Genomic DNA, 21,269 nt, shown 5'->3' on the forward strand with positions numbered 1-21,269 from the left:
GATATTCCCTGCATCCATACGGTCAAACCACTTTTGTAGAAATGTAGAAAATGCTGGTCACGTACGAAAAAACATCCTGTTAAACAAAGGTATATCCCGCCAATTCCAACGCTTTCCTGGCTTGGCAGAGGTGGTCGGTACGCACCAAGAGATAATCCGTATCAAATGTCGATACGGCAAACACCGGGATTTGTCTCTCCGCCAACACCCCGGTTATCTTTGAAAGGATGCCAACCAGTGTAAAATTCAAGGGGCCTTCCACGCGGAAACACCGCCATCCCCTCTCCTGTTGGAGGCACTCCATTGGGACCGACTCTACTGGACAGACTAGCGACAGTTCTTCATCTGTCTTTCCCACAAACACAAATTGGGCCTCCCACGGAACTTGTTCCGCACGAGCAAGTTTACAGACGGCGAACTCCTCATTCAAAAGCTTTAATTGCATATTCAGGCAACTCCTTTCCACGAATCTCCCGGTTTAAGAAGAACGAGTACAGCAGGCATTCCTTGACCGGAATGCCGGTGCAAGCCACAAGTGCCCGGCGGTACAGGGCGAGCTGGGCCGCATATCGCTTCCAAAGGGCTTCTTCATCCTTGGCATGGTCGGTCTTAAAGTCTACCACCACCCATTTGCCGTCCTCCTCAAAAGCACAGTCCACTGCCCCCTGCATTACAACCGCTTCATTTGCGAGCGTTTGGGGCAATCCGGGCTGTACCTCGCCCGCAGTAATTTCCACTGTAAATCGGTATTCCCGCAGGATCTGGTCTGCTTGGAACATTCTCTGTGCCAAAGAGGAAGCAAAAAATGCTTGTACACGTCTGATCTCTACAGCCTCCCCCTCTTCCCGAGAAAGGAATCCCTGCTTTACCAAACGGTCCTTCTCTTGTGCAGGATCAACACGCGCCACCGCAAAGTCGCAGAACTGCATAAAATGATGCAAGGCTGTCCCGCGCTCTGCGGGAGTCAACCCCTGTTCGCTTAAAAAGGCTGGCCGTGCCGTAGCAGCATATTGAAAGGAAAACGGTTCTGCCGCCAAATCGCTGGCAGCCACCTTGGTTGGCACACCGCGCAATCCATCGTATGGATAAACATAGTTTAGTTTCTGTTCCAAATCTTTCTGAAGGGTTATGTCCGGAAGCGCTTGCCCTTCCTCCTCAATGGGCAAAGATTCTTCCTGTACTTCCGGATAAACCACACCGATTTTCCATGGAGTATCGCAGGGCAATGTAATCCCCGGCAAAGCGGCAGCCATCTCGCGCAATACTCCTCCATCCGGATGGCGCATCGCACATAGGAGCAGCCAGTCGGAAATGCAGGAAGCACTGCGCACCACATAGGGCTGTAGCCTCGGTTCTTCCGTCAAACGGGAGGCCAACTTTCCCAGTGTCTTTTCTGCATCCTTGACCGTAGTCAACAGAAGAAGCTTTTCTTTTGCGCGTGTCATTGCCACATACAATACGCGCAACTCCTCGCTCATCTCTCCGCGGTCGATCTCCAAAGCAGCTGCTTCCCGCGGAAGCGTGGTCATCCGTGCACCGGTTTCCGAGTCCCTCAGTTTTACCCCCAACCCCAATTCCGGATGCAGCAATACATCGCCGCGCTCCTTATTGAAACGGCGAGAACATCCAGCCAAAATACACACGGGAAATTCCAGACCTTTGCTTCGATGAATGCTCATAATCTGTACGACTTCGGCTCCACTCACAGAGGACGCCGAGGCGAGGTCTGCATCTTGCTGCTCCAAGCGATCCAGCATACGCACAAAACCGGACAGACCATTGAAGCCAGAACTCTCATATTTTTTTGCGTATTCCATCAGTAGGCGTACATTCGCCAATCGAAGCGTCCCATTGGGCATCGCCTGTACCAGATCGGGATATCCGCTCTTTTCGTAAACAAGATGAATCAAACGGTCCGAAGGCAGTGTAGCGGCCAACGTGCGATATTCTTCAATATCCCGCAGAACTTGCTCCGCACGCCCATTCCCGTCCTGAGACGCCCGTACCAGGGCAACGTAGAGCGGTTCTTTTCGCTCCTTCGCACGAATATCCGCCAGATCATCCGGAGTGAATCCATAGATAGGGCTCATCAGTACCGCCAAAAGTGGAATATCCTGAATGGGATTGTCGATGACGCGCAACAACGACACCGCTACGGCCACCTCTGGAGCGGCAAAGAATCCCCCGCCGGTATCCGCCCAAGCGGGAATCCCCAATCGCTGCAATTCCTTGGCGTATTCTTTGGCATAGCGGTTTGCACTGCGCAGCAGGATACAAAAATCGTGATACCCTGCCGGACGTTGAACGCCGTCCTCTGTGACCTGCAAGCCTTCCGCCAACATTCGATGAATCCGTTGTGCAATATAACGGCTCTCTGCGCGCACCATCTCCTCTTCGTCCCCTTTGGAGAGGTCGAGGACCGTCAATTCTGTATCCGCCCCAGAGGAAGGTGGATACGCTGCACCGGGAACTAACTCTTCCCCTTCTCCATAATCAAGGTCGCCTGTTTGGACGCTCATCAGTTGGCGAAAAACAAAATTGACTGCGCCTGTGACCCCCACCCGGCTCCGGAAATTCCGATCCAGGGCAATGCTTGCCGGATAGGCGTCCAATGTTCGGTCATAGGGCGGGTAAGCAGCCCGACGGCGCAGAAAAATTTGCGGCATGGCTTGCCGGAAACTGTAAATGCTCTGCTTAACATCGCCTACAAAAAAGAGATTGGATTCCTCCCGGGAAACTGCGCGAAAAATCATATCCTGTGCCTCGTTGGTATCTTGGTACTCGTCCACCATGATCTCATCGAAGCGGGCAGCCAACTCCTCGGCATCCGAAGTACGGACCACACCTTCCGGCGTATCGCGGACCAAAAGCCTTAGCGCCCAATGCTCCAAATCCCCAAAGTCGGCTGCACGGCGCTCCTGCTTCATCCGGTCAAGTGCTTCCCCGAAGCGAAGGGTGACTTCAAATAGTTTGGCTACCAATGGAGCCAATTGTGCGATGTCCTCTGCACATTCCTCCTCGCTCTCATGGAATAACCCCGTCAGTTTTTCGACGGTCGCTTTGACTTCTTTGCGGGATGCGGTCAACTCATTCGAGCGGGTCATCTCCATAGCCACGCAAAGGTTTCAGCTTCTCATAGGAAAAATTCCGGCATGCAAAAGCAAGTCCGTTCCAATTCTTCTCTTGTACGTACGTCTGCAATGCAAGCAATCCGGCCAAATCCGAAGCATATGCATCGTGATAGGCTTTCTGGATGGCCGCCTCCTGTTCCATCAAAGACAACGCATTTTGCGTCAACGCGACCGCATATGTTATGGCATCCTGCGCATAATGCAGAGCGGTTTCCCCCCAAACCGTCTGAGAGGCAGGGAGTTCCTCCCGGTAAAGCGCGGCTTTCTCACGCAACCAGCGCTCTGGAAACGGATGCGAACGAACAAATTCATAGAGTGTTTCCACAGTCGATACGAGCTGTGCATCATCGCGTCCAGCAGAAAAAGCATCCACTAACTGAAAGAATAGCGCGTCTCCCAACGCATAATATTCGTCCAACACCTGAGTGATCGCATCGTGCCGCAGCAACGTCATTTCCGCATCGTCTAAGATGCGGAAATCCGGCGATACATCGAGCTTATAAAAGTTTTCTCGCACCAGTTCGCTGCAAAAACTGTGTATGGTGCTGATCTGTGCCCGCGCCAATAAAATCTGTTGGCGCTGTAGGCGAACATTATATGGGTCCTCTTCCAACAGACGGGAAATTTGTGCAGCTATACGGTCGCGCATTTCGGCCGCTGCCGCCTTTGTAAAGGTAACCACCAAAAGGCGGTCTGCATCTGTGGGATGCTGCTCATCCGTCGAACCGCTCCATCACGCGCTGCACCAAAACAGCGGTTTTCCCCGAACCAGCAGCAGCAGAAACCGATAGGGTTCCGCCGCGCGCCTCAATGGCGTCCCGCTCGGCTGGGGGTCCAATTTCGGCCCCATCCGGTTCTTCCTCCCTCTCCGTCAATTCTGCGATCACAGCATCGCGATCCCATTTGTTCATCTGTCTTGCTGTATCCTCCTGTTCCCTGCAACAAACCGCAAAATAGGGACACCAGTTGCAGGCGTCCGTATCCCCCTTGAGGGGCACAGCTGCCAAATGGCCGCGGTGAAGTTCTTCCGCCATAGAAGCTGCTAAGTCCCGCACCCGGCGCAGAATGGCATTCATTTCCCGCGGAGATACCACGCTATCCCGCCTCGCAGGCACGCCATTTTTCAGGACTACCGGGATATAGGTCCCAGCAGCATCGGGCTCCATCGCGGTCAGAGATGTCTGGGTCATCGATCAGCAAGCCGTTCATGCGTAAGCTTTTTGGCTTCTTCCCTCTGGATTTTTTCTTTAGAAACATCGCGCGCGGCAGAAAGGTTCGGCCGGGAAGCTGGGACATAAAGGATTCCCGCAGGTGCAAGTTTGCCACCATAACGTGCTTCTGCATTTTCACTGAGAGTAGCCAGATAAATCAGCATCTGCATGTTGACGCCATAGATCACATCGGACAGTTTGAACTCTTCTCTCTTCCAGTTTTTTATCATCCACCACACGCAGATACTGCACGCCGTCCCGATCAAACAGATCCACCCGGTCCACTTTTCCATTGATAGATACCATTCCTCCATCCGACAGAGATCGCCAAGCGGAGGGATTCCATCGCCGCCGATCGGCAATTCAAAATCGACCGGCTCAAACCGGCTCTGGCAAAGTTCCTCTGCAATGTGGGCAACGATCACCAATGCGGCCTCGGATAACCGCGCAAAAAGATAGGTAAACCGCGGCGTTTTATTCTGCATCCCCCCAAGCGGGTACTCCAGATACTGTTCCAAAAGGCTGCCAATCTCTTCTTTCGAGTTCTTGTTGTTTCATTGCGTGGAGCTTTTGAGCACCTGTATCGCGGAAGAGATGTTCCAGTAAATAGTGCATCAAGCTTCCATATTCCAAGGCGTCCATCTCGGCGGTACGGCGTTCCTTTGCCCGCAACCCATACCGGCAAAAATATTGAAACCGGCAGAGATAGAACGTTTCAATTTGAGTTGCTGAAACATTCATATTTACGCCAAATAACTTTTGCGCCTTTCGCTCATCTGCAAAGGTAACCACCCGTTTCTTTGCAGCGCGGTCCAAGGCTGCTATACGCGCCTCGTATTCCCGGCGTTCGGTGAAGAGCTTCCGCATCGTAGCGGAGAGCGGCGTATTATCGTTCCAGTTTTGAGCCGCTAAAGCAAACGCAGGCTGTTCTGCATTGGCCATCCACGTCTGAGGAATACTGTAAGGAGTATATACCGGCAAATCCTGCAAAATTGCCAGTGATTCTGTGACAATCGGAGATGCGTGCTTCGGTTCCCCCTCTATTCCAGCAGCCGGGAAGCTGATATAAAGGCGTTCAGAAGCTGCACTCATAGCCGCATAGGCCAAAAACCGCTCCTGCACAGCAATCCCCTCTAAGGTATCGTTCAGCGGCAACCCCAAGGCAATCAATTCCCGACGTTCTCCGTTGCTAAATACACAGTTCGCACTGGGAGAAAGGGGAAAATCCCCCTGGGTCGCCCCTAAAAGAAAAACCACCTTGGGTTCTTCTGTTCGGATACGGTCCGCTGCGCCAACGGTCACCTCATCCAACCCCTCTGGAATGCTCGCAATGTCATTCGCTAGGATCACCAAAGCGCAGTAACTCCGCATACCGCGTGTACTGTAGGCAACATCCCTTGAGCACCAGAGCGCTTTGGTCGAGAATCGCCATCAGTATGTCCCACAGGCGAAGCTGTCGTTCCGCGAGTTCTGTCCTACCATTTGCAGCAAGCCGACCCGCCAATGCTTTCAGATGTTCGGCAGCCTGTAGATCGGACAAAAGCCGGTACACCGCCAAAGCCATTCCTTCTCCGTCCGCCTCTACCACACGCTTTGAAAAACGGAGCAGCGGTTCTACGATCGTTCTCCGGTTCTGATTCAAAGATTCCAACTGCTGCTGGTCATGATCGGTCCATTCCTCTGCAAATCCCTGTGGATGATCCGTCCATTCTTCTTTCCACTTTCGTCCGGAGAGATTCCAAAGATATGTATAGTTTTCCAGTTCGGAAATTTGCTCTGTGGACAGCCCCACCAGGCCGGTTTTTCAAAAACGTAAATACATCCCCAGAGGCAAAACCTGACCGCACCACCTGAAAGGCAGAAAGAACCAACCGCATCAGTGGTTCAGCGTCTATCGCCTGTGGCTTGTCCATAAAATATGGGATATTCCGATGTTCCAAAGCCACATCCAGGATTCCCCTATACTGCTCTGGCGTACGAACGATGACTGCAAAGTCTCGATAACGGTATCCGCGCTCCATCACCAAATTGCGAATCGTAGCTGCTACATATTCCGCTTCATCATACAAGTCTTTCGCTTCATAGAGAACCGCTCCTGAGGCGGGGCACGAAGCACGGCGAGTCGTCCGGAATACATTCGCTTCCAGAGCAGAAAGCCCTTTTGACCGGAATCGCTTTCCTGGCTCCAGAAGCTCCGGGGCAGCCACTTTAACCCCTCGCTCTTTGGCCATCCGGATCAACGTGTTTCCCGTATGGCGCACAAGCGAGAACAATCCCATCCCCCGTTCCGGATCATCCAGCTGATCGACACACAGGGAGACGTACACTTCGTCCGCCTGTTCCAGCATGGAAGCAAGGATTTGATATTCTTGAACCGTAAAGCTCTGAAAAGAATCGAGCGCCACCACACAATTTTTGAAAAAGGCATGCTCTTCCAGCAGGGCCTTTAATCGGGTAAGATCATCCAGGGGGTCCACATAACTTTGCGCTACCAGGGCATCATATGCCGCGAAGATCAAGGCGAGCTCTTTCGCCTTCTGCCGCAGTGTACTGGACAATGGACTTGCCGGTATCTCCGCCGCATCGGACAGATCTTTCGGATGAATCCCACACATCTTTAATTCTGCTGCTGCTTCCAGAAGCAAGCGAACCAGTTCTGTATCCTCTGCACTTTTCCGGTAAAAATCCAACTGGTCCTTCACTTGTTCCAGCGCCAGGCTCATAAAGATACTGCGTCCACCGTCATCCAGACGCCGGCCCGCCACACCTCCATATGTGCGAAACGCCCGATCCGCCAGTCGAGAAAAACTGAGCACCCAAACACGTTGTGCATCTTTTGGTCCCAAAAGGCGCAACATTGCCCGTTCATTCTGGAAGGACCCCTGTTCTGGTACAAGCAAAATCGGCTGTCGGGTTACAGGTGTTTCCTTTAACAAATTGCGCAGATATGTGGTCTTTCCACTTCCTGCACGTCCAAGAAGTAAATGTAGCAATATGAACCCCTCCGATCGTTCGTTCCTATTCATTATACGTTCTTTCTACGCAAGAATAATTCCGCATATAAAAAAAGGAACCCTACACGGGTTCCCTTCCTGTGTACATTTTTTAAAAGCCGGCCAGCCATGCTTTTATTTGTTCATAGTACTCTAAGGTTTTGAATTTGATGATATACCGGTTTTGTCCCTCTACAATCTGAAGCTGTTGGGCGTCCAAGACATCTTCCAACTCCTGCGATTCCTCTGCGGCTGGAAGGCACATAGGAGGAAAGATCACACACCACCAATTATGCCCTTCTGCGTTCCCGATACAAACCCGTAGAGCCTCATACATTCCCGCTGGCAATGTAACCTGTTCATATTCTCTTGTTGGGAAATAGGTGCGTTCCAATTCCACTGTAACCGGATAGTCATATCCACGCGCTGCAATTTCATCCGCAGCAGCTCGCTGTAACTCCGGCAGCTTTTCTCGAATGCACTGTTCCGCATCCTCCTTGTTCTGAACATCATCGAGCATCCCAGCGCTTTCCTGTAAAATGCGGTCACGCACTTGGAGCTTTAACGTCTGGTCCTCTTTCGAATCCGAGTTTGCCAGAACATGCAGCCGTAGAACATGCTCTGGGATATCTTCACACTGTGCAGCAAATCCTGTAAAGGAAAACAACACCGTAAAAATCATGGCAAGACAAATCGCCTTTTCAAGTCTTTTCATGGAACATCCCTCTTTATGTTTGATGTCGGGAGTATTGTCCCATTTTTTTCAAATTATACGTCGATTTGTAAAAAAAGTCGCCATCCTACCTGTAAAATGTAACAGTTAAAAAAGATAACCGATGCTATACTTTTTCATTTTTCGGTGTAAACCCCCACCTATCAACATAAAAAATGTGCAAATTCACAAGAAATTATTTGACAAATTATAAATTATCAGATATAATGCTAATATCTAAAAATGGGAGGGAGACTATGTCCAGATACGTTGCAGAGTACAATGTGAACAAATCGGATGACCTCATCAAATTCATTGCAGAGGATTTTTTGACCAAAGAAGGCTTCCAGCAGACGGTTTACAAAGGGGAAAATGTTTGGAAAAAGGGCATCGGGGCCGTCACCGCTCCCCAATTTATTAAATTGGAATATGGACAGGGAAAAGTCCATTTAGAGGCTTGGATTAAATCCTTTGGCGAGCACGGTTTGACCGGTTTTTATGGCGCTCTGCCCAAGAGCGAATTGAACAGCCGAGTTCAAAATTTAGTGCGGCTGCTGACACAGGAGATTCCAGATGCGGCCTCTGTACAATCTCCTTCAACAATGGATGGCACGGCACAGCCAATTCCGGCTCCTGTCCCTGTAGCCGTACATAATCCCACCAGCAAGGCAACTGTATCCATTATTACAGGCATTCTCAGTATCATCGCTTCTCTGTATATTCCATTAGCTGGTGTCATCCTCGGTATCATTGGAATTTCAACCGGCAAAGTTGGTAAACAGAGCACTGCAAAAGGCCTGGCAACCGCCGGTTTTATCACAGGCATCATTGGCCTTGTTCTTGGAATTGTCATTTGGGTCCTAAATTTTGTGCTTTCTTTTATGTTGTTAACATCTTGAACAAATAAAATATCCCTCATGCCAATGGTGCACTGCCCCAGCTTGTGCTATCCGCACAAACTGGGGCAGTGCACCATTTTCCCACATCAGGGGGCTTTGTCTATTGTCCGTTTTTACTGGACCTGTTCACACACCGGGATGGGGGATACTTTTGTATCTACACGGTTCTGTGGACGAAGCCCTAAAAAGGTTTATGTGCTCCATTTTATTCCATAAATTCTACAGGCATGCCCATTGGCTGGCACACAAACGTTTCTGGATAGAACGGCCGCAGCTGTTCTCCACAGTTTACAGCGGCATCCGCTTGATCGAACAAGCCATATACGGCTGACCCACTGCCGGTCATACAAGCCCCTTTTGCATCCCATGCAAGCATCTGTTCCTTAATCGCTTTCACCCCTGGTAGCTGTAGAACTTCTTCAAATACATTCCCTAAAGTTGCTCCAATCTTTTTCAAGTCGCCTCGCTGCAGAGCCTCTAAAACGTGTTGGGCATGTGCGGAAGGGCCTCCTCCCTGTTCATCCACTGCCCGGTATGCCAGCCGCGTGTCCACACCCATGGGAGGCTTGCAGACCACCAACCAACACTTTGGCAGCAACGGCGCAGGTTTCAGGATCTCTCCGATTCCCTGGACGCGCGCAGAACCCCCACATAAACAGAAGGGAACATCCGCCCCTACGGTCAAACCAAGCTCGCAGAGCGTCTCCAAAGGCAACTTCGCATGATACAATCGATTCAATGCGTGGAGAGTCGCTGCTGCATCCGCACTTCCTCCTGCCAGGCCTGCCTGAGAAGGGATTTGCTTTTCAATCACGATGGATACGTCGGGCAGTGTCTGAATCGCTTGGAAAAAGGCATTCGCTGCGCGGTAAACGGTATTGCCCTCACCGCACGGCACATCCTCCCTTGCACAAGTGATCGAAAGTCCCCCTGTACCCCGTTTGATAGTAAGCGTATCGTGGAGCGAAATGGTGTGCATCACCATATCCAGTACATGATAACCATCCGAACGCCTGCCCACAATGTCCAAAGCCAGATTGATTTTTGCATATGCCTTGATTCGCATAGATGCATCCCCCATAGCAAAACCGGGATCACCGCCTGACGGCAATCCCAGAAAAATCTTTTCATTTATAAACGAAACAGCCGAAAACGCTTGATGTCGATCACATGCTTTGGACACATTTCGTGGCAGCAATAGCAGCGGATACAGTTTCGGTAATCGATGGTTGCATGCCCGTCTACCATTTGTATGGTGTGCTGTGGCAGCTCTCCGCACACTTTCCACACCCTACACAGATTGTTCTGCTGGATGCGTGGCACAGGCGTGGCAATTTTTTCCGCCAAAGGACGAAGAAATTTTGGAGCGCAATCCAAAAAGTTGATACTACACGACTCCGGTTGTTCAAAATCCGGAACGGACAAAGACGGCAATGACGTCCCCAAAGGGATAAGTTCTTCGACGCTCTCCGGACATACGTTGCGCGCCATTCCCGCCCGCAAATAAGGGACCTGGACGGGCGATTGATGGATTAACGCCGCGCAGACCAAATCCAAAGCAAACGGGTCCCGCGAAGCGGCCAACGCTCCCACAAAGCGCGGCTTTCCGCCAGTCGGGCCATTGCCCTCCATCCCCACAATCCCATCAACCACATTGAGCGATGGTTTTAAGGCACAGCACAAATCGACCAGCATTTCTGCAAAGGCCTCCCGCTCTGGAAATGGCAATGTAGCTCTGGTTTCATCAAACCCGGCACACATCCAAATAGATTCTTTACCGCAGCGCTCAAGCCCATCATTCCGTGGGTTTTCAGCTTTGCAATGTTGACCAGAACGTCTGCCTCTAAAATAGGCCGTATAATGTCAAACTGTTTGGAACGGCGTCCCTGCGGAACTTCCAGCGCTGCATATGAACAATCGTTATTCAGGGCAAATCCATACATCTTGGCCATTTCTGTGTATCCGCCCGCCTCATAAATCGAACGCAACAGAGGCGGAGAATGAGGGGCCACCGGGGCTTTCTGCAACCACAGACCTGTCCGGCGCCCCGTTCAAAGAGCTCTACCGCTACCGCAGCGACTACCACCGGATGGGTAATCATCCCCTCCTCCGGTTTGGAACGAAGCACCAAATTGGGTTTTAAAACCACACGGCATCCTGGAAACAGGAATTCTTGCACATGGAGCGCATCCAACTGTTCCCGTAACACATGGCGTACCGTCTCAAAATCATATTCCGCACAGGCAGAAAGGTACACCTGTTTTTTCATCGCCGACGAATCCCCCATGCTCAAGATTCAAATCGCTTGATGAAATGTTCAATTCGTGAAAGCGCCTCGGTGATATGTTTGATGGAATACGGAATATGAGACACGCACGAAGCCTTCGCCACAGTCGCCAAATGCAGTCCCTGGAACCACGGCTACATGCTCCTCATAAAGCAGTTTTTCACAAAACTCCTCTGAACACAGACCGGTCTTTTATACAAGGAAACACATAAAATGCGCCTTCCGGTTCAAAACAGGTCAGCCCCATCGAATTAAAGCCATCCACTACCAGACGGCGGCGCATGTCGTACTGTTCGCGCATATAAACAATGTCCTCATCGCCATTTTTTAAGGCTTCAATTGCGGCATACTGCGCTGTCGTCGGCGCGCTCATAATGCCATACTGATGGAGTTTTGTCATCGCCTTGATGATGTCCGCTGGACCAACCGCATATCCCAAACGCCATCCCGTCATGGCAAATGCTTTGGAGAATCCGTTCACCACAATGGTCCTTTCCCGCATGCCATCTATTGCGCTGAACGTGACATGGTTGGTATCCCCGTAAGTAAGGGCGCTGTAAATCTCGTCCGACAACACCATCAAATTGTTTTCCCGAACCACCTCCGCAATTGCCTGGAGATGTTCCCTGCGCATCACCGCACCGGTTGGATTGTTCGGATAGGGTAAAATGAGCAGCTTTGTCTTGGGCGTGATCTTGGCGCGCAGAGCCTCCGGAGTCACACGGAAACAGTCTTCCGCCTTGGTCTCCAAAACAACTGGAACCCCTCCTGCCATCTCTGTCAATGGCACATAACAAACAAAGAGGGTTCCGGAATGAGCACCTCATCCCCCGGGCAAATAAGAGAACGCAGACAGAGATCAATGGCCTCTGATCCGCCCACAGTGACAAGAATCTCATCTTTATCATTATAATCCACATGGTAATGGCGCTTGAGCCAACGCGCAATTTCCCGGCGCAGTTCCATAAAGCCACGGTTTGGAGAATACCACGTTTTGCCGTCCTCTAAGGAATGAATTCCTTCTTCTCGAACATGCCACGGAGTTGTAAAGTCCGGCTCTCCAATGGAGAGGGAGATCACATTTTCCATCTCATTGGCGATGTCAAAGAAACGGCGGATACCGGATGGCTTGATCGCCTGCACCTTCTTGTTCAGCACGGTGCTATAGTCAATCACAGAGCACACTCCTTCTCTCATCGTTTTCATCCTCCGTATTGAGGACTACGCCGCCATCCTTGTAACGGGTCAAAATAAAATGGGTGGCCGTCGAAAGTACCGAATCCAGCAAGGACAAGCGGCGGGCAACAAACATTGCAATTTGTTGCATCGTATCCCCATGCACCATCACAGCCAAATCGAATCCGCCAGACATTAAATAAACGCTGTCCACCTCTTCAAACTGCATGATTTTTTGTGCGATCTCGTCAAATCCACGGTCGCGCTTCGGAGTAACGCGCAGTTCGATCAAGGCAAACGCCTTGTTTGCATCGGCTCGTTCCCAATTAATCAACGTCTGATAACCACGGATAATTCCCGCCTTTTCATAGGCGTCCATCTGGTTGCAGATTTCCGATTCAGGGCGGTCCAGCATGGTGGCCAGCTGGCGGGTAGTCAGACGGGCATTTTGATTCAACAATTCCAACAAACGATCCATGACATTCACTCCTCCAGTTAAAAATTGGAAGGTTCCAAAAGGACTGGAACCCTTGGCATCATCTGAAAAATCGGATAATAAGATATAGTATACATCAAATGAAGGCCAATGGAAATATCCAATCCATAAAATTAGAAGGCTCTTCCGATGTTTTCGGAAAAGCCTTCTCGTAAATCATGGGTGAATTGGATACGGCGCTCAGATCACTCAATGGGAAGCAGCTTTGGCTCGTGGTGGGAATACAGGGAAAAATGTGTAAAACCTGCTTTTTTAATCAATTCCATCCCTTGTTCCACGCCACCGCAGACGTCCGGCCAACGGTGTGCATCCGAACCAAGCGTTATGAGCTTTCCTCCCAATTCATGATACCGCTCTACAATCGGCAAATTCGGCATAGTATCCCCAATTTTTGGCGTAAGCCGCTGGTATTGACCTCCAAAGCCTTTCCCTTTTTAATCAATGCTTTTAAAACTTCATCGATGCGTCCGGAAAATTGTGCATTGTCGATGGCAAGGCCATGCTCCCCAACGATGTACCGCCAAGGATAAGTTAGATGTGCCAGAGAATCAAACTTTCCCCATTCGATGGTTTCCAAAATTTCGTCGAAATAAAGATGCAATACCTTTGTAATATCCACCTGACTGTAATCTAGCTCATAAAAATCGGGCATTCCCCGCACATTGTGTACGGAGGCAAGCACAAAATCAAAATCGCAGGCATCCAGAATTTCTTCCGCTGCCGCCAAGTTTTGCATGGGCTGCCCAATTTCCACCCCAGCCCGCACATGCAGGCGGCCATGAAATACAGCGGAAGCCTTACGCGCTTCGAAATACGACTGCCGAACCGAACGGTCATAACCGTCCTCTTCATAAACATTACACTCGCAGTGGTCCGTGATGGTCAATGCGTAAAGCCCCAACCGGCACGCACATTCGCATAACATCATCGTTGGGTCAGAAGCATCGCGGGAACAATCACTATGGGTGTGGCAATCCGAAAGATATCTATATTTCATTGTCCAACTCACTTTCTAAAAAAATCGGTCCATTATGTATGATCGCAAAGCAGAATCATCCGCCTTTTATTTGTATTCAGTCTAACATAGAATCGACTTTATTTATAGATGAATCCTTCCCATTTTGGCGTTGGAAAACGCTTCCGTTTTTAAACATATTTCCCAAGAGATGCATAAGCGGACCGCGCCGCCGCTGGATTTTACGCAGTTTAACCATATATTCTGTTGGATGTTTCGATTTGTTTTGCGCCCTCTTCTCTCTTTTTCAAGAATAACATCTGGCGCTTTTCCAAGGGAAAGGCCGCTCCCTTTTCTTGACATAAGATTCATTTCCGTTCATAATGAGGACAAGTATTTTGTGCATTCCGGACTGCATTTGTGCAGATTCGGAGAGCCTTTTTGGCCGTTTCGGCTGTATTCCAAAAAAGATAATTGGGAGGTTATTATTTATGCGTGCAGTCATCACCGTAATTGGAAAGGACATGGTGGGCATTCTGGCCCGCGTTTCCTCCATCTGTGCAGAGCATAACGTCAATGTTGTAGAAGTAACCCAGTCCGTCCTACAGGATCTGTTTGCCATGATTATGATGGTGGACATCTCTAAATGTTCCATCCCGTTCCAAGAGTTGGTGGATGCGCTCACCGCCATCGGAGAAGGCATGGGGCTGACCATCCATGTTATGCATGAGGACATCTTCAATTCCATGCATCGCATCTGATCAACCCTTTTAAGGTATTTGCTGCCTTTCTACATGCATGCCTTAAATCTTCATCAAATTTTTCTATTCATTTCTACAAGCTCTCGAGTAAAAGATAAGGAGTGAGTCCCAAATATGCTCAATTCCCACGATATTCTGGAAACGATCAATATGATCGACAATGAAAATCTGGATGTACGTACCATCACCATGGGGATTTCCCTGTTGGATTGCGCTGATAGCAATGTAGCGGCCGCGTGCGATAAAATTTATGATAAAATCTGCCGCTATGCCGGAAATCTCGTAAAGACCGGCGAGGACATCAGCAAAGAATATGGCATTCCGATCATTCACAAACGTATTTCTGTCACCCCCATCGCCATGTTGGCTGCTGCCTGCCCTGGAAGCAGCCCTGTGCACTTTGCTAAGGCTCTCGACCGGGCGGCAAAAACAACCGGTGTGAATTTCATTGGAGGTTATTCGGCACTGGTGCATAAGGGGTTTGGCCCGGGTGATTACGCTTTGATGGCCAGTATCCCCGAAGCACTCGCGGAAACGGAATTTGTTTGCTCATCGGTCAACATTGGCACAACGAAAGCGGGCATCAATATGGATGCCGTCCAAAAAATGGGCGGTATTGTCCGCGAGGTGGCAGAACGTACAGCGGATCGCGACTGTATTGGCGCTGCAAAGCTGGTTGTTTTCTGCAACGCTCCAGAGGATAACCCCTTTATGGCAGGCGCCTTTCACGGTCCCGGTGAACCGGATTGCGTCATCAACGTCGGTGTTTCCGGACCGGGCGTTGTACGGGCCGCTCTAGCCAAGGCTGGTGACTGTGACCTCTCCGGGGTGGCTGACATTGTAAAGAAAACTGCATTTAAAATCACCCGTATGGGCCAACTGGTCGCGCAGGAGGCCTCCCGCCGCCTGTTTGTCCCCTTCGGCATCGTTGACTTATCCTTGGCTCCAACGCCGGCGGTCGGCGATTCCGTGGCGCATATCTTAGAAGAGATGGGTTTGGAAAGCTGTGGTGCGCACGGTACGACCGCCGCGCTTGCCCTTCTAAATGATGCCGTCAAAAAAGGCGGTATAATGGCATCCTCCCACGTCGGCGGCCTTTCCGGTGCTTTCATTCCTGTGACGGAGGACGCCGGTATGATTGATGCCGCACGCTGTGGCGCGCTCTCTCTCGTCAAACTAGAGGCTATGACAGCAGTCTGCTCTGTGGGCCTCGATATGATTGCTGTTCCCGGCGATACCCCGGCCGAGGTGATCTCCGCCATTATTGCGGACGAGGCAGCCATCGGAATGGTCAATTCCAAGACAACCGCTGTACGTCTAATCCCTGCAATTGGGAAGAAGGCAGGCGAAGAGCTCAATTTTGGCGGACTTTTGGGGGGCGGCCCTGTTATGGAGGTCAACCGGTATTCCCCAGCAAAGTTTATCCACCGCGGTGGGCGTATTCCTGCACCCATGCAAAGCTTAAAGAATTAAATCGATATTGGCAGATTGGATAAATTTCTTCGGAATCTTTCCCGAATTTTCCCCTTCTAATTTAGTGGATTTAACGGAATTTGTATTGAAAAGCCCAAAAGAAACGACTATAATAGGAACCTAATTTTGCAAGAGCTTTTAAAATAACTTGCAAACATGAAGAATCAATGTGGTTCTGTGCGCTTTGGCAACTCTATCTGGATTTTGCCAAACGCTGCAGAACTGCTTGTGCGTATGCGGCCGATTGATACGGCCGAACAAATCTTACCGTTCGGAAGGAGGTTGCGGCCATGCAAGATATGATTAAAGAAATTGTGGATATGGACCGTAAAGCCAGAGAAATCACGGATGCTGCCCAGCTGGAAAAGGTCAATTCTGAAAAAGAAGTGGCTGAACGCCGTGAACGCATCCGAGAGGAATACCTCGCGCGTGCGCGCAAGCGCATCGCATTGAACGAGCCGCAGGAACGTGCAGCCGCTGAGGAGGAATGGAAAGGTAAAGCTGCGAGAAACCAGGCACTTTCACAACGCCTGGACGCCTTATATGAAGAGAAAGGCGACGAATGGGTACGAACCATCGTAGCCAGAGTGATTGGGGAGTGATCGTATGCTTTCCTCGTTAGCTTCCAATGCGATCCTTTCTAAGGCGCGCGCCATGTATGGAAAGCGTCTGACAAAGGAAAACTATCGGGAACTGCTAAATTGTAAGTCTGTGGGCGAGGTCGCCGGGTATCTAAAGAGTCGCACTGCCTACAACAAGGTGTTGGCAGGCATCAATGAAAATGAGGTTCATCGCGGCCAATTGGAAGGAAAGCTACGCCAGAAACTCTTTGAAGACTATGCGTCACTGTGCCGGTATGAGCTTTCTGTCGGGGAACATTTTGCCGACTATCTGTTGGAACACAGCGAGATCGAACAGATTTTGCATAGTCTGATGTATCTGGGCGCCGGCAATCCAGAGGAATACCTCTTTTCCCTCCCCGCTTTTTTGAACCGTCATACGCGCATCGACCTCTATGCGCTGGCACACGTCAAAACGTACGATGATTTGCTCAACGCGCTCAGCCATACTCCTTATCGGAAATTGATTGAACCGTTTCGGCCGATTCCAGGCATTCCAATGAACTACACTGGGATCGAAAATGCCCTATATACCTATTTGTATAAGAGTGCCTTTGCTATCATCGACCAATATACCCGCGGTGAGGCGGCCCGCCAACTGCGCGAAATGTTTCAGGTCTACATCGATCTGATCAATGTGTCGCGTATTGTCCGCCTCAAGGCGGTTTACCAAGAGGGGCCTGACTTCATCCGCAGTACCCTGCTTCCCTTTGGCACCATTCATCCACACCTTCTGGATGAGATGCTCGATGCGGAACCAGAAGATGTTTTGAACATTCTGGCAAAAGCACCGATTGGAAAACGTTGCCAGAAAATTGCACACACGTATATCGATCAAGTTCCTGACCGAATGAAATATTTAACCTGCCGTCATGACATCCGCTTTTCTACACATCCTTCCGTGGTGATGCTCTCTTATATCTTCTTAGCGCAGATCGAAATTCAGGACATCATCAACATCGTGGAAGGAATCCGTTATCAATTGGCGCCTGAAGAAATTCAAAAACTACTCACTGTTGCCGATTTTTCATGAAAGGAGGCGTGATGGTTGGCTGTACAGAAGATTAAGGTAGCGAGCATTATCGGCCGGATGATCGATCTAGACCGTGTGACTGCTGTCTGTGGAAAGTCCGGCTCGTTCCATCCGGACAATTCCCTCTCCTTTTATTCGGATACATCCGGTTTCTCTCCGTTAAATGAGGAGAACCCGTATTCTGCTCCACTCCAGAAACTTACCGATGCGGTGAATGGTTCCCATAAAAAACTGGTGCTTCTGGATGAATCGCAGATGGAAAATGTCCAATACTCCCGCGAAGAGTTGGACGCATATGTTCGCCGCCTTGCCACTTCCCTGAACGATTTACAAACAGAACGCACTCAAGCGCAGCAGGAAGTGGAGCGATTTACCCGCGAAATTGAACAAGTCAGCCACTTCGTCGGGATGGATTTGAATCTCGATGAAATTCACGACTGCAAATACATCAAGGTCCGTTTTGGCTCTCTTCCAAAAGAGGGCTACGAAAAATTGCAATCCTACAACCAGAATCCCTATGTCATCTTTTTCCCTTGTACCAGCGATGAGCAGCATTATTGGGGCGTTTATTTTGCGCCAATTGATGTTGTAAGCGAGGTAGACCGTATTTTTTCCAGCCTCTATTTTGAACGTACCAGCTTTACCGAGCTAAAGGGTACGCCGGAAAGTGGTGTGGAAGAACTGCGCGGCCTGCGCGATAAAGAAATCGCCCGCATCCAGCGCGTGGACCGGCAGATTGACGCACTCTGGAAACAGGAGGAAGAAGAGTGTCAGAAGGTCTTTTCCTTTTTGACAGAAAAATCTGTTTATTTTGGAATCCGCCGTTATGCGGCGCGGTACAATGACAATTTTATTTTGACCGGCTGGGTTCCGGCCGACCGCGAGCCAGACCTTCGACGAGCGCTCGGCCAACTGGAATCGGTCGAATACACCTTTGAAAATGCGGAAGAGGAGATGAGCCACTCTCCTCCCGTTGCACTAAAGAATAAAAAGATTTTCAAGCCTTTTGAGTTCTTTGTCGATATGTACGGCCTTCCCTCTTACGATGAGGTGGACCCCACACCGTTTGTTGCAATCACCTATGTGTTGCTGTTTGGCATCATGTTTGGAGATCTCGGACAGGGAATCTGCGTCTCCATCGTTGGATGGTTGATGTGGAAATTCAAAAAGATGAAACTCGGCAAGGCATTGATCCCCTGTGGAATTTCATCGGCTATTTTCGGAACGGTTTTTGGCTCTGTTTTTGGCTTTGAACATGTGTTGGACCCATTCTACCGGAACGTGTTCGGTCTGGACGAAAAACCCATCGAAGTGATGGAGCCAAACACTACAAACCTGATTATCTATTCAGCCGTAGGTATCGGCATGCTCCTGGTCGTTGTGGCCATTCTCATCAACATCTACTCTTGCCTGCGCAGAAGGCACTGGGAAAATGCCCTATTTGGTCCAAATGGGTTAGCAGGGCTTGTATTCTATGTGTCTTTGGTCGTGGGATTTGGAGGGCAGCTGATTTTTGGCTGGCAGATTGTCAACACCGCCTATGTGCTCGGTTTGATCGTACTGCCAATTGTGGTGATTTTCTTCCGGGAAGTGCTCGGGGGACTATTGGAGCGCCGCTCCGACTGGAAACCGGAGAGTTGGGGAAATTTCCTCATGCAGAATTTTTTTGAGGTTTTCGAATACCTGCTCAGCTATGCAACCAACACTATGTCCTTTCTGCGTGTAGGCGCATTTGTATTGGTTCATGCTGGTATGATGCTCGTGGTATTTACCTTGGCAGAAATGACCAGCGGCATTGGTTATATCCTGATTGCCGTCGTCGGCAATGTGTTTGTGATGGGTTTGGAAGGCCTGTTGGTGGGGATTCAGGTTCTGCGTCTGGAGTTTTATGAGATGTTCAGCCGCTTCTTTGACGGAGACGGCCGGCCATTTCATCCCGTTGTGGTTCGCAGGGATGCATAATGCGCACAAGTCTAGCCGGCAAAACGTGTACGCACATGTCCCCTGTTATCCTCTACGCCGGCCACTTTGGCGCGGCGAAACATAGATTCCAAAGCTGTGAAAAAATCATTTTTGGAGGTATTTGTCATGAGTATCGTGTTATGTATTCCAATCGTCTTTCTGGTTGTATCCGTGGCGCTCTCCATCCGTGCAGTAAAGCGTGGAAAGAAGACCAGCCAGGCTGTTGCAACCCAGTTAATCGCTTTCCTAGCTGTATGTGTCGTTACCTTTGCAGCGCCAATGATCGCATCTGCTGCTTCTGAGGACAGTACACCGGATACCACAGCCACTACATCGCAAACAGCTACGGCCCCGGTGGACAATTCCAAGGGGATGGGATTGCTTGCAGCCGCCTTGGTCACCGGTCTGGCTGGTATTGGCGGCGGTATCGCAGTCGCAGCGGCGGCCCCAGCGGCCATCGGAGCAACCAGCGAGGACCCGAAGGCTTTCGGTAAATCCCTGATTTTCGTGGCGTTGGGTGAAGGCATTGCTCTGTATGGCCTATTGATCTCCATTCTAATTCTGAATAAAGTATAACACAGGCGTGCCCACGGCCTACAGGAAGAAGGATTCATATGCGCTTTTATCTGATCAGCGACAACGTAGATACACAGGTCGGGATGCGTCTGGCAGGTATCGAAGGAATCGTGGTGCATGAGCCTGAGGAGGTCAAAAAAGCATTGACCGAAGCGATGGCAATGGAGGATGTCGCCGTCATTCTAATTACCGAACGACTACTCCAACTTTGCCCGGAAATGATCTACGATCTGAAGCTCAAAGCCAAGCGCCCGTTAATTGTGGAGATCCCCGACCGGCATGGCAATGGGCGCACCAAAGATTCCATTACCCGCTATGTCCGCGAGGCCATCGGGATTAAAATTTAGGCCGCTTCCCGGCAGAATGGGGGTTTGACATGGCTATCAATCACAACGATGAAAAAATCGGAAAATTCTATCAGGCGATCCTCCATTACGGCGAAGAGCAAAGAAAGAAGATCGAAGAAGAGGTCGCCGCATTTAAGCAAAAAGAATTGGACGAGGCAGAGGTTGAAGTTCTTACAGAGGCATATCACCTGATACAAAAGGAAATGGCCCAGATGCGCAGCGGCATTTCCCGCGAGATGGCACAGCGGGAGATGGACGGCCGGCGGGCCTTGCTGGAAAAACGCCGTGGGATTATGGAGCAGATTTTTTCACGAGCGGCGGAAGAACTGCGCTCCTATACACAAAAACCGGCGTATGCTGCCTTAATGCAAAAGTATGCCCGCAATCTAGCTGCCGTGTTCCAGCAGCCTGGTACAGTCATCCGCCTTCGCGAAGAGGATGCCCCTTATCAGCAGCAAATCGCGGAAGCATTTGGTCACCCCTGTACCTTTGAAACCGATCCCACCATCCGGATCGGTGGTCTCCGCGCTTACAACAGCGAGATGGGCGTCATGGCAGATGAAACCTTGGACGCCATGCTGGAGGAACAGCGCGGTTGGTTTGAAGAAAACTCTGGACTGACGGTGGCTGGATAGCC

25 protein-coding genes and 1 pseudogene are annotated in these 21,269 nt (G+C 50.2%); 9 read left to right on the forward strand and 17 right to left on the reverse strand.

The annotated features are described in order from the left end of the window. Positions 1-79: 79 nt before the first annotated feature. From ACGCCZ_RS03790 to spoIIR, 9 genes are all read right to left on the reverse strand, one after another. Positions 80-445, reverse strand: coding sequence for an ACT domain-containing protein (locus tag ACGCCZ_RS03790; protein ID WP_054323674.1), 366 nt, complete (start codon positions 443-445; stop codon positions 80-82). Continuing rightward, positions 423-3,110, reverse strand: a complete 2,688-nt coding sequence (locus tag ACGCCZ_RS03795; protein WP_411655344.1) for a 3'-5' exonuclease — start codon at positions 3,108-3,110, stop codon at positions 423-425. The genes ACGCCZ_RS03790 and ACGCCZ_RS03795 overlap by 23 nt, the downstream gene beginning before the upstream one ends. Next, positions 3,088-3,813 carry a UvrD-helicase domain-containing protein gene (locus tag ACGCCZ_RS03800; protein ID WP_411655345.1) on the reverse strand — a complete coding sequence of 242 codons (726 nt, stop codon included), beginning with the start codon at positions 3,811-3,813 and terminating at the stop codon, positions 3,088-3,090. The genes ACGCCZ_RS03795 and ACGCCZ_RS03800 overlap by 23 nt, the downstream gene beginning before the upstream one ends. Before the next feature lie 31 nt (positions 3,814-3,844). Beyond that, the gene (locus tag ACGCCZ_RS03805) at positions 3,845-4,321 is read right to left on the reverse strand and encodes a UvrD-helicase domain-containing protein (RefSeq protein ID WP_411655317.1); all 477 of its coding nucleotides are present in this window, start codon (positions 4,319-4,321) and stop codon (positions 3,845-3,847) included. Then, complete coding sequence (locus tag ACGCCZ_RS03810; RefSeq protein WP_411655318.1) at positions 4,318-4,860, reverse strand: hypothetical protein; 543 nt, start codon at positions 4,858-4,860, stop codon at positions 4,318-4,320. Before ACGCCZ_RS03810 ends, ACGCCZ_RS03805 begins: the two co-directional genes overlap by 4 nt. After that, positions 4,817-5,713, reverse strand: coding sequence for a PD-(D/E)XK nuclease family protein (locus ACGCCZ_RS03815; RefSeq protein WP_411655319.1), 897 nt, complete (start codon positions 5,711-5,713; stop codon positions 4,817-4,819). Before ACGCCZ_RS03815 ends, ACGCCZ_RS03810 begins: the two co-directional genes overlap by 44 nt. Continuing rightward, positions 5,676-5,984, reverse strand: a complete 309-nt coding sequence (locus tag ACGCCZ_RS03820) for a hypothetical protein (RefSeq protein WP_411655320.1) — start codon at positions 5,982-5,984, stop codon at positions 5,676-5,678. Before ACGCCZ_RS03820 ends, ACGCCZ_RS03815 begins: the two co-directional genes overlap by 38 nt. 19 nt (positions 5,985-6,003) lie before the next feature. After that, positions 6,004-7,335 carry a PD-(D/E)XK nuclease family protein gene (locus ACGCCZ_RS03825; protein ID WP_411655321.1) on the reverse strand — a complete coding sequence of 444 codons (1,332 nt, stop codon included), beginning with the start codon at positions 7,333-7,335 and terminating at the stop codon, positions 6,004-6,006. Positions 7,336-7,447: 112 nt separating this feature from the next. Further along, positions 7,448-8,050 (reverse strand): stage II sporulation protein R, encoded by a 603-nt coding sequence (spoIIR, locus tag ACGCCZ_RS03830; RefSeq protein WP_085531893.1) that lies wholly within the window; start codon positions 8,048-8,050, stop codon positions 7,448-7,450. Between the two features lie 254 nt (positions 8,051-8,304). Here spoIIR and ACGCCZ_RS03835 point away from each other — a divergent pair, with 254 nt between their 5' ends. Next, positions 8,305-8,946 (forward strand): DUF4190 domain-containing protein, encoded by a 642-nt coding sequence (locus ACGCCZ_RS03835; RefSeq protein ID WP_411655322.1) that lies wholly within the window; start codon positions 8,305-8,307, stop codon positions 8,944-8,946. Positions 8,947-9,151: 205 nt separating this feature from the next. On the opposite strand, the gene ispE is transcribed toward ACGCCZ_RS03835, so the two are convergent. The 8 genes and pseudogenes from ispE to ACGCCZ_RS03875 all read right to left on the reverse strand — a co-directional run bounded on the left by ispE (position 9,152) and on the right by ACGCCZ_RS03875 (position 13,902). After that, the gene (gene ispE / locus ACGCCZ_RS03840) at positions 9,152-10,012 is read right to left on the reverse strand and encodes a 4-(cytidine 5'-diphospho)-2-C-methyl-D-erythritol kinase (protein WP_411655323.1); all 861 of its coding nucleotides are present in this window, start codon (positions 10,010-10,012) and stop codon (positions 9,152-9,154) included. 65 nt (positions 10,013-10,077) lie between these two features. Then, positions 10,078-10,641, reverse strand: coding sequence for a DUF362 domain-containing protein (locus tag ACGCCZ_RS03845; protein WP_411655324.1), 564 nt, complete (start codon positions 10,639-10,641; stop codon positions 10,078-10,080). Then, positions 10,614-10,898 (reverse strand): DUF362 domain-containing protein, encoded by a 285-nt coding sequence (locus ACGCCZ_RS03850; RefSeq protein ID WP_411655325.1) that lies wholly within the window; start codon positions 10,896-10,898, stop codon positions 10,614-10,616. Before ACGCCZ_RS03850 ends, ACGCCZ_RS03845 begins: the two co-directional genes overlap by 28 nt. Beyond that, entirely contained in the window at positions 10,871-11,215 is a 345-nt protein-coding gene (locus ACGCCZ_RS03855) for a DUF362 domain-containing protein (RefSeq protein WP_411655326.1), read from the reverse strand. The genes ACGCCZ_RS03850 and ACGCCZ_RS03855 overlap by 28 nt, the downstream gene beginning before the upstream one ends. 20 nt (positions 11,216-11,235) lie before the next feature. After that, a pseudogene (locus ACGCCZ_RS03860) lies at positions 11,236-12,430 on the reverse strand (aminotransferase class I/II-fold pyridoxal phosphate-dependent enzyme). Beyond that, a complete protein-coding gene (locus ACGCCZ_RS03865; RefSeq protein WP_054323721.1) occupies positions 12,402-12,887 on the reverse strand; it encodes an Lrp/AsnC family transcriptional regulator in 486 nt (161 codons plus the stop codon). Before ACGCCZ_RS03865 ends, ACGCCZ_RS03860 begins: the two are co-directional and overlap by 29 nt. A 203-nt stretch (positions 12,888-13,090) precedes the next feature. Beyond that, positions 13,091-13,273 (reverse strand): hypothetical protein, encoded by a 183-nt coding sequence (locus tag ACGCCZ_RS03870; protein ID WP_411655327.1) that lies wholly within the window; start codon positions 13,271-13,273, stop codon positions 13,091-13,093. Further along, positions 13,261-13,902: a histidinol-phosphatase HisJ family protein gene (locus ACGCCZ_RS03875; protein ID WP_411655328.1), complete on the reverse strand. Its 642-nt coding sequence runs from the start codon at positions 13,900-13,902 to the stop codon at positions 13,261-13,263. Before ACGCCZ_RS03875 ends, ACGCCZ_RS03870 begins: the two co-directional genes overlap by 13 nt. Positions 13,903-14,351: 449 nt before the next feature. On the opposite strand from ACGCCZ_RS03875, the gene ACGCCZ_RS03880 reads away from it, so the two are divergent. The 8 genes from ACGCCZ_RS03880 to ACGCCZ_RS03915 all read left to right on the forward strand — a co-directional run bounded on the left by ACGCCZ_RS03880 (position 14,352) and on the right by ACGCCZ_RS03915 (position 21,267). Further along, positions 14,352-14,621 carry an ACT domain-containing protein gene (locus ACGCCZ_RS03880; RefSeq protein WP_054323723.1) on the forward strand — a complete coding sequence of 90 codons (270 nt, stop codon included), beginning with the start codon at positions 14,352-14,354 and terminating at the stop codon, positions 14,619-14,621. Between the two features lie 114 nt (positions 14,622-14,735). Further along, positions 14,736-16,094, forward strand: coding sequence for a PFL family protein (locus ACGCCZ_RS03885; protein WP_054323681.1), 1,359 nt, complete (start codon positions 14,736-14,738; stop codon positions 16,092-16,094). 290 nt (positions 16,095-16,384) lie between these two features. Further along, on the forward strand, positions 16,385-16,696 hold the full coding sequence (locus ACGCCZ_RS03890) for a hypothetical protein (protein WP_054323682.1): 312 nt from the start codon (positions 16,385-16,387) through the stop codon (positions 16,694-16,696). A 4-nt stretch (positions 16,697-16,700) separates the two neighbouring features. After that, positions 16,701-17,747, forward strand: coding sequence for a V0D/AC39 family V-type ATPase subunit (locus ACGCCZ_RS03895; RefSeq protein ID WP_411655329.1), 1,047 nt, complete (start codon positions 16,701-16,703; stop codon positions 17,745-17,747). A 15-nt stretch (positions 17,748-17,762) separates the two neighbouring features. Continuing rightward, positions 17,763-19,709: a V-type ATP synthase subunit I gene (locus ACGCCZ_RS03900; protein ID WP_085531880.1), complete on the forward strand. Its 1,947-nt coding sequence runs from the start codon at positions 17,763-17,765 to the stop codon at positions 19,707-19,709. Between the two features lie 126 nt (positions 19,710-19,835). Beyond that, positions 19,836-20,285 carry an ATP synthase subunit C gene (locus ACGCCZ_RS03905; protein WP_054323684.1) on the forward strand — a complete coding sequence of 150 codons (450 nt, stop codon included), beginning with the start codon at positions 19,836-19,838 and terminating at the stop codon, positions 20,283-20,285. A gap of 38 nt (positions 20,286-20,323) precedes the next feature. Then, the gene (locus tag ACGCCZ_RS03910; protein WP_054323685.1) at positions 20,324-20,632 is read left to right on the forward strand and encodes a V-type ATP synthase subunit F; all 309 of its coding nucleotides are present in this window, start codon (positions 20,324-20,326) and stop codon (positions 20,630-20,632) included. 29 nt (positions 20,633-20,661) lie between these two features. Beyond that, the gene (locus ACGCCZ_RS03915; RefSeq protein ID WP_054323686.1) at positions 20,662-21,267 is read left to right on the forward strand and encodes a V-type ATP synthase subunit E; all 606 of its coding nucleotides are present in this window, start codon (positions 20,662-20,664) and stop codon (positions 21,265-21,267) included. The last annotated feature ends 2 nt before the right edge of the window (positions 21,268-21,269 follow it).

Origin of the sequence: Anaeromassilibacillus sp. SJQ-1 (assembly GCF_046693725.1) — a bacterium.
GTDB lineage: Bacteria > Bacillota > Clostridia > Oscillospirales > Acutalibacteraceae > Anaeromassilibacillus.

Coding starts and splice junctions, on each gene's coding strand:
- ACGCCZ_RS03790 (WP_054323674.1), bottom strand. CDS start 445: ATGCAATTAAAGCTTTTGAATGAGGAGTTCGCCGTCTGTAAACTTGCT.
- ACGCCZ_RS03795 (WP_411655344.1), bottom strand. CDS start 3,110: ATGGAGATGACCCGCTCGAATGAGTTGACCGCATCCCGCAAAGAAGTC.
- ACGCCZ_RS03805 (WP_411655317.1), bottom strand. CDS start 4,321: ATGACCCAGACATCTCTGACCGCGATGGAGCCCGATGCTGCTGGGACC.
- ACGCCZ_RS03815 (WP_411655319.1), bottom strand. CDS start 5,713: ATGCGGAGTTACTGCGCTTTGGTGATCCTAGCGAATGACATTGCGAGC.
- spoIIR (WP_085531893.1), bottom strand. CDS start 8,050: ATGAAAAGACTTGAAAAGGCGATTTGTCTTGCCATGATTTTTACGGTG.
- ACGCCZ_RS03835 (WP_411655322.1), top strand. CDS start 8,305: ATGTCCAGATACGTTGCAGAGTACAATGTGAACAAATCGGATGACCTC.
- ispE (WP_411655323.1), bottom strand. CDS start 10,012: ATGCGAATCAAGGCATATGCAAAAATCAATCTGGCTTTGGACATTGTG.
- ACGCCZ_RS03845 (WP_411655324.1), bottom strand. CDS start 10,641: ATGCTGGTCGATTTGTGCTGTGCCTTAAAACCATCGCTCAATGTGGTT.
- ACGCCZ_RS03850 (WP_411655325.1), bottom strand. CDS start 10,898: ATGGCCAAGATGTATGGATTTGCCCTGAATAACGATTGTTCATATGCA.
- ACGCCZ_RS03855 (WP_411655326.1), bottom strand. CDS start 11,215: ATGAAAAAACAGGTGTACCTTTCTGCCTGTGCGGAATATGATTTTGAG.
- ACGCCZ_RS03865 (WP_054323721.1), bottom strand. CDS start 12,887: ATGGATCGTTTGTTGGAATTGTTGAATCAAAATGCCCGTCTGACTACC.
- ACGCCZ_RS03875 (WP_411655328.1), bottom strand. CDS start 13,902: ATGAAATATAGATATCTTTCGGATTGCCACACCCATAGTGATTGTTCC.
- ACGCCZ_RS03880 (WP_054323723.1), top strand. CDS start 14,352: ATGCGTGCAGTCATCACCGTAATTGGAAAGGACATGGTGGGCATTCTG.
- ACGCCZ_RS03885 (WP_054323681.1), top strand. CDS start 14,736: ATGCTCAATTCCCACGATATTCTGGAAACGATCAATATGATCGACAAT.
- ACGCCZ_RS03890 (WP_054323682.1), top strand. CDS start 16,385: ATGCAAGATATGATTAAAGAAATTGTGGATATGGACCGTAAAGCCAGA.
- ACGCCZ_RS03895 (WP_411655329.1), top strand. CDS start 16,701: ATGCTTTCCTCGTTAGCTTCCAATGCGATCCTTTCTAAGGCGCGCGCC.
- ACGCCZ_RS03905 (WP_054323684.1), top strand. CDS start 19,836: ATGAGTATCGTGTTATGTATTCCAATCGTCTTTCTGGTTGTATCCGTG.
- ACGCCZ_RS03910 (WP_054323685.1), top strand. CDS start 20,324: ATGCGCTTTTATCTGATCAGCGACAACGTAGATACACAGGTCGGGATG.
- ACGCCZ_RS03915 (WP_054323686.1), top strand. CDS start 20,662: ATGGCTATCAATCACAACGATGAAAAAATCGGAAAATTCTATCAGGCG.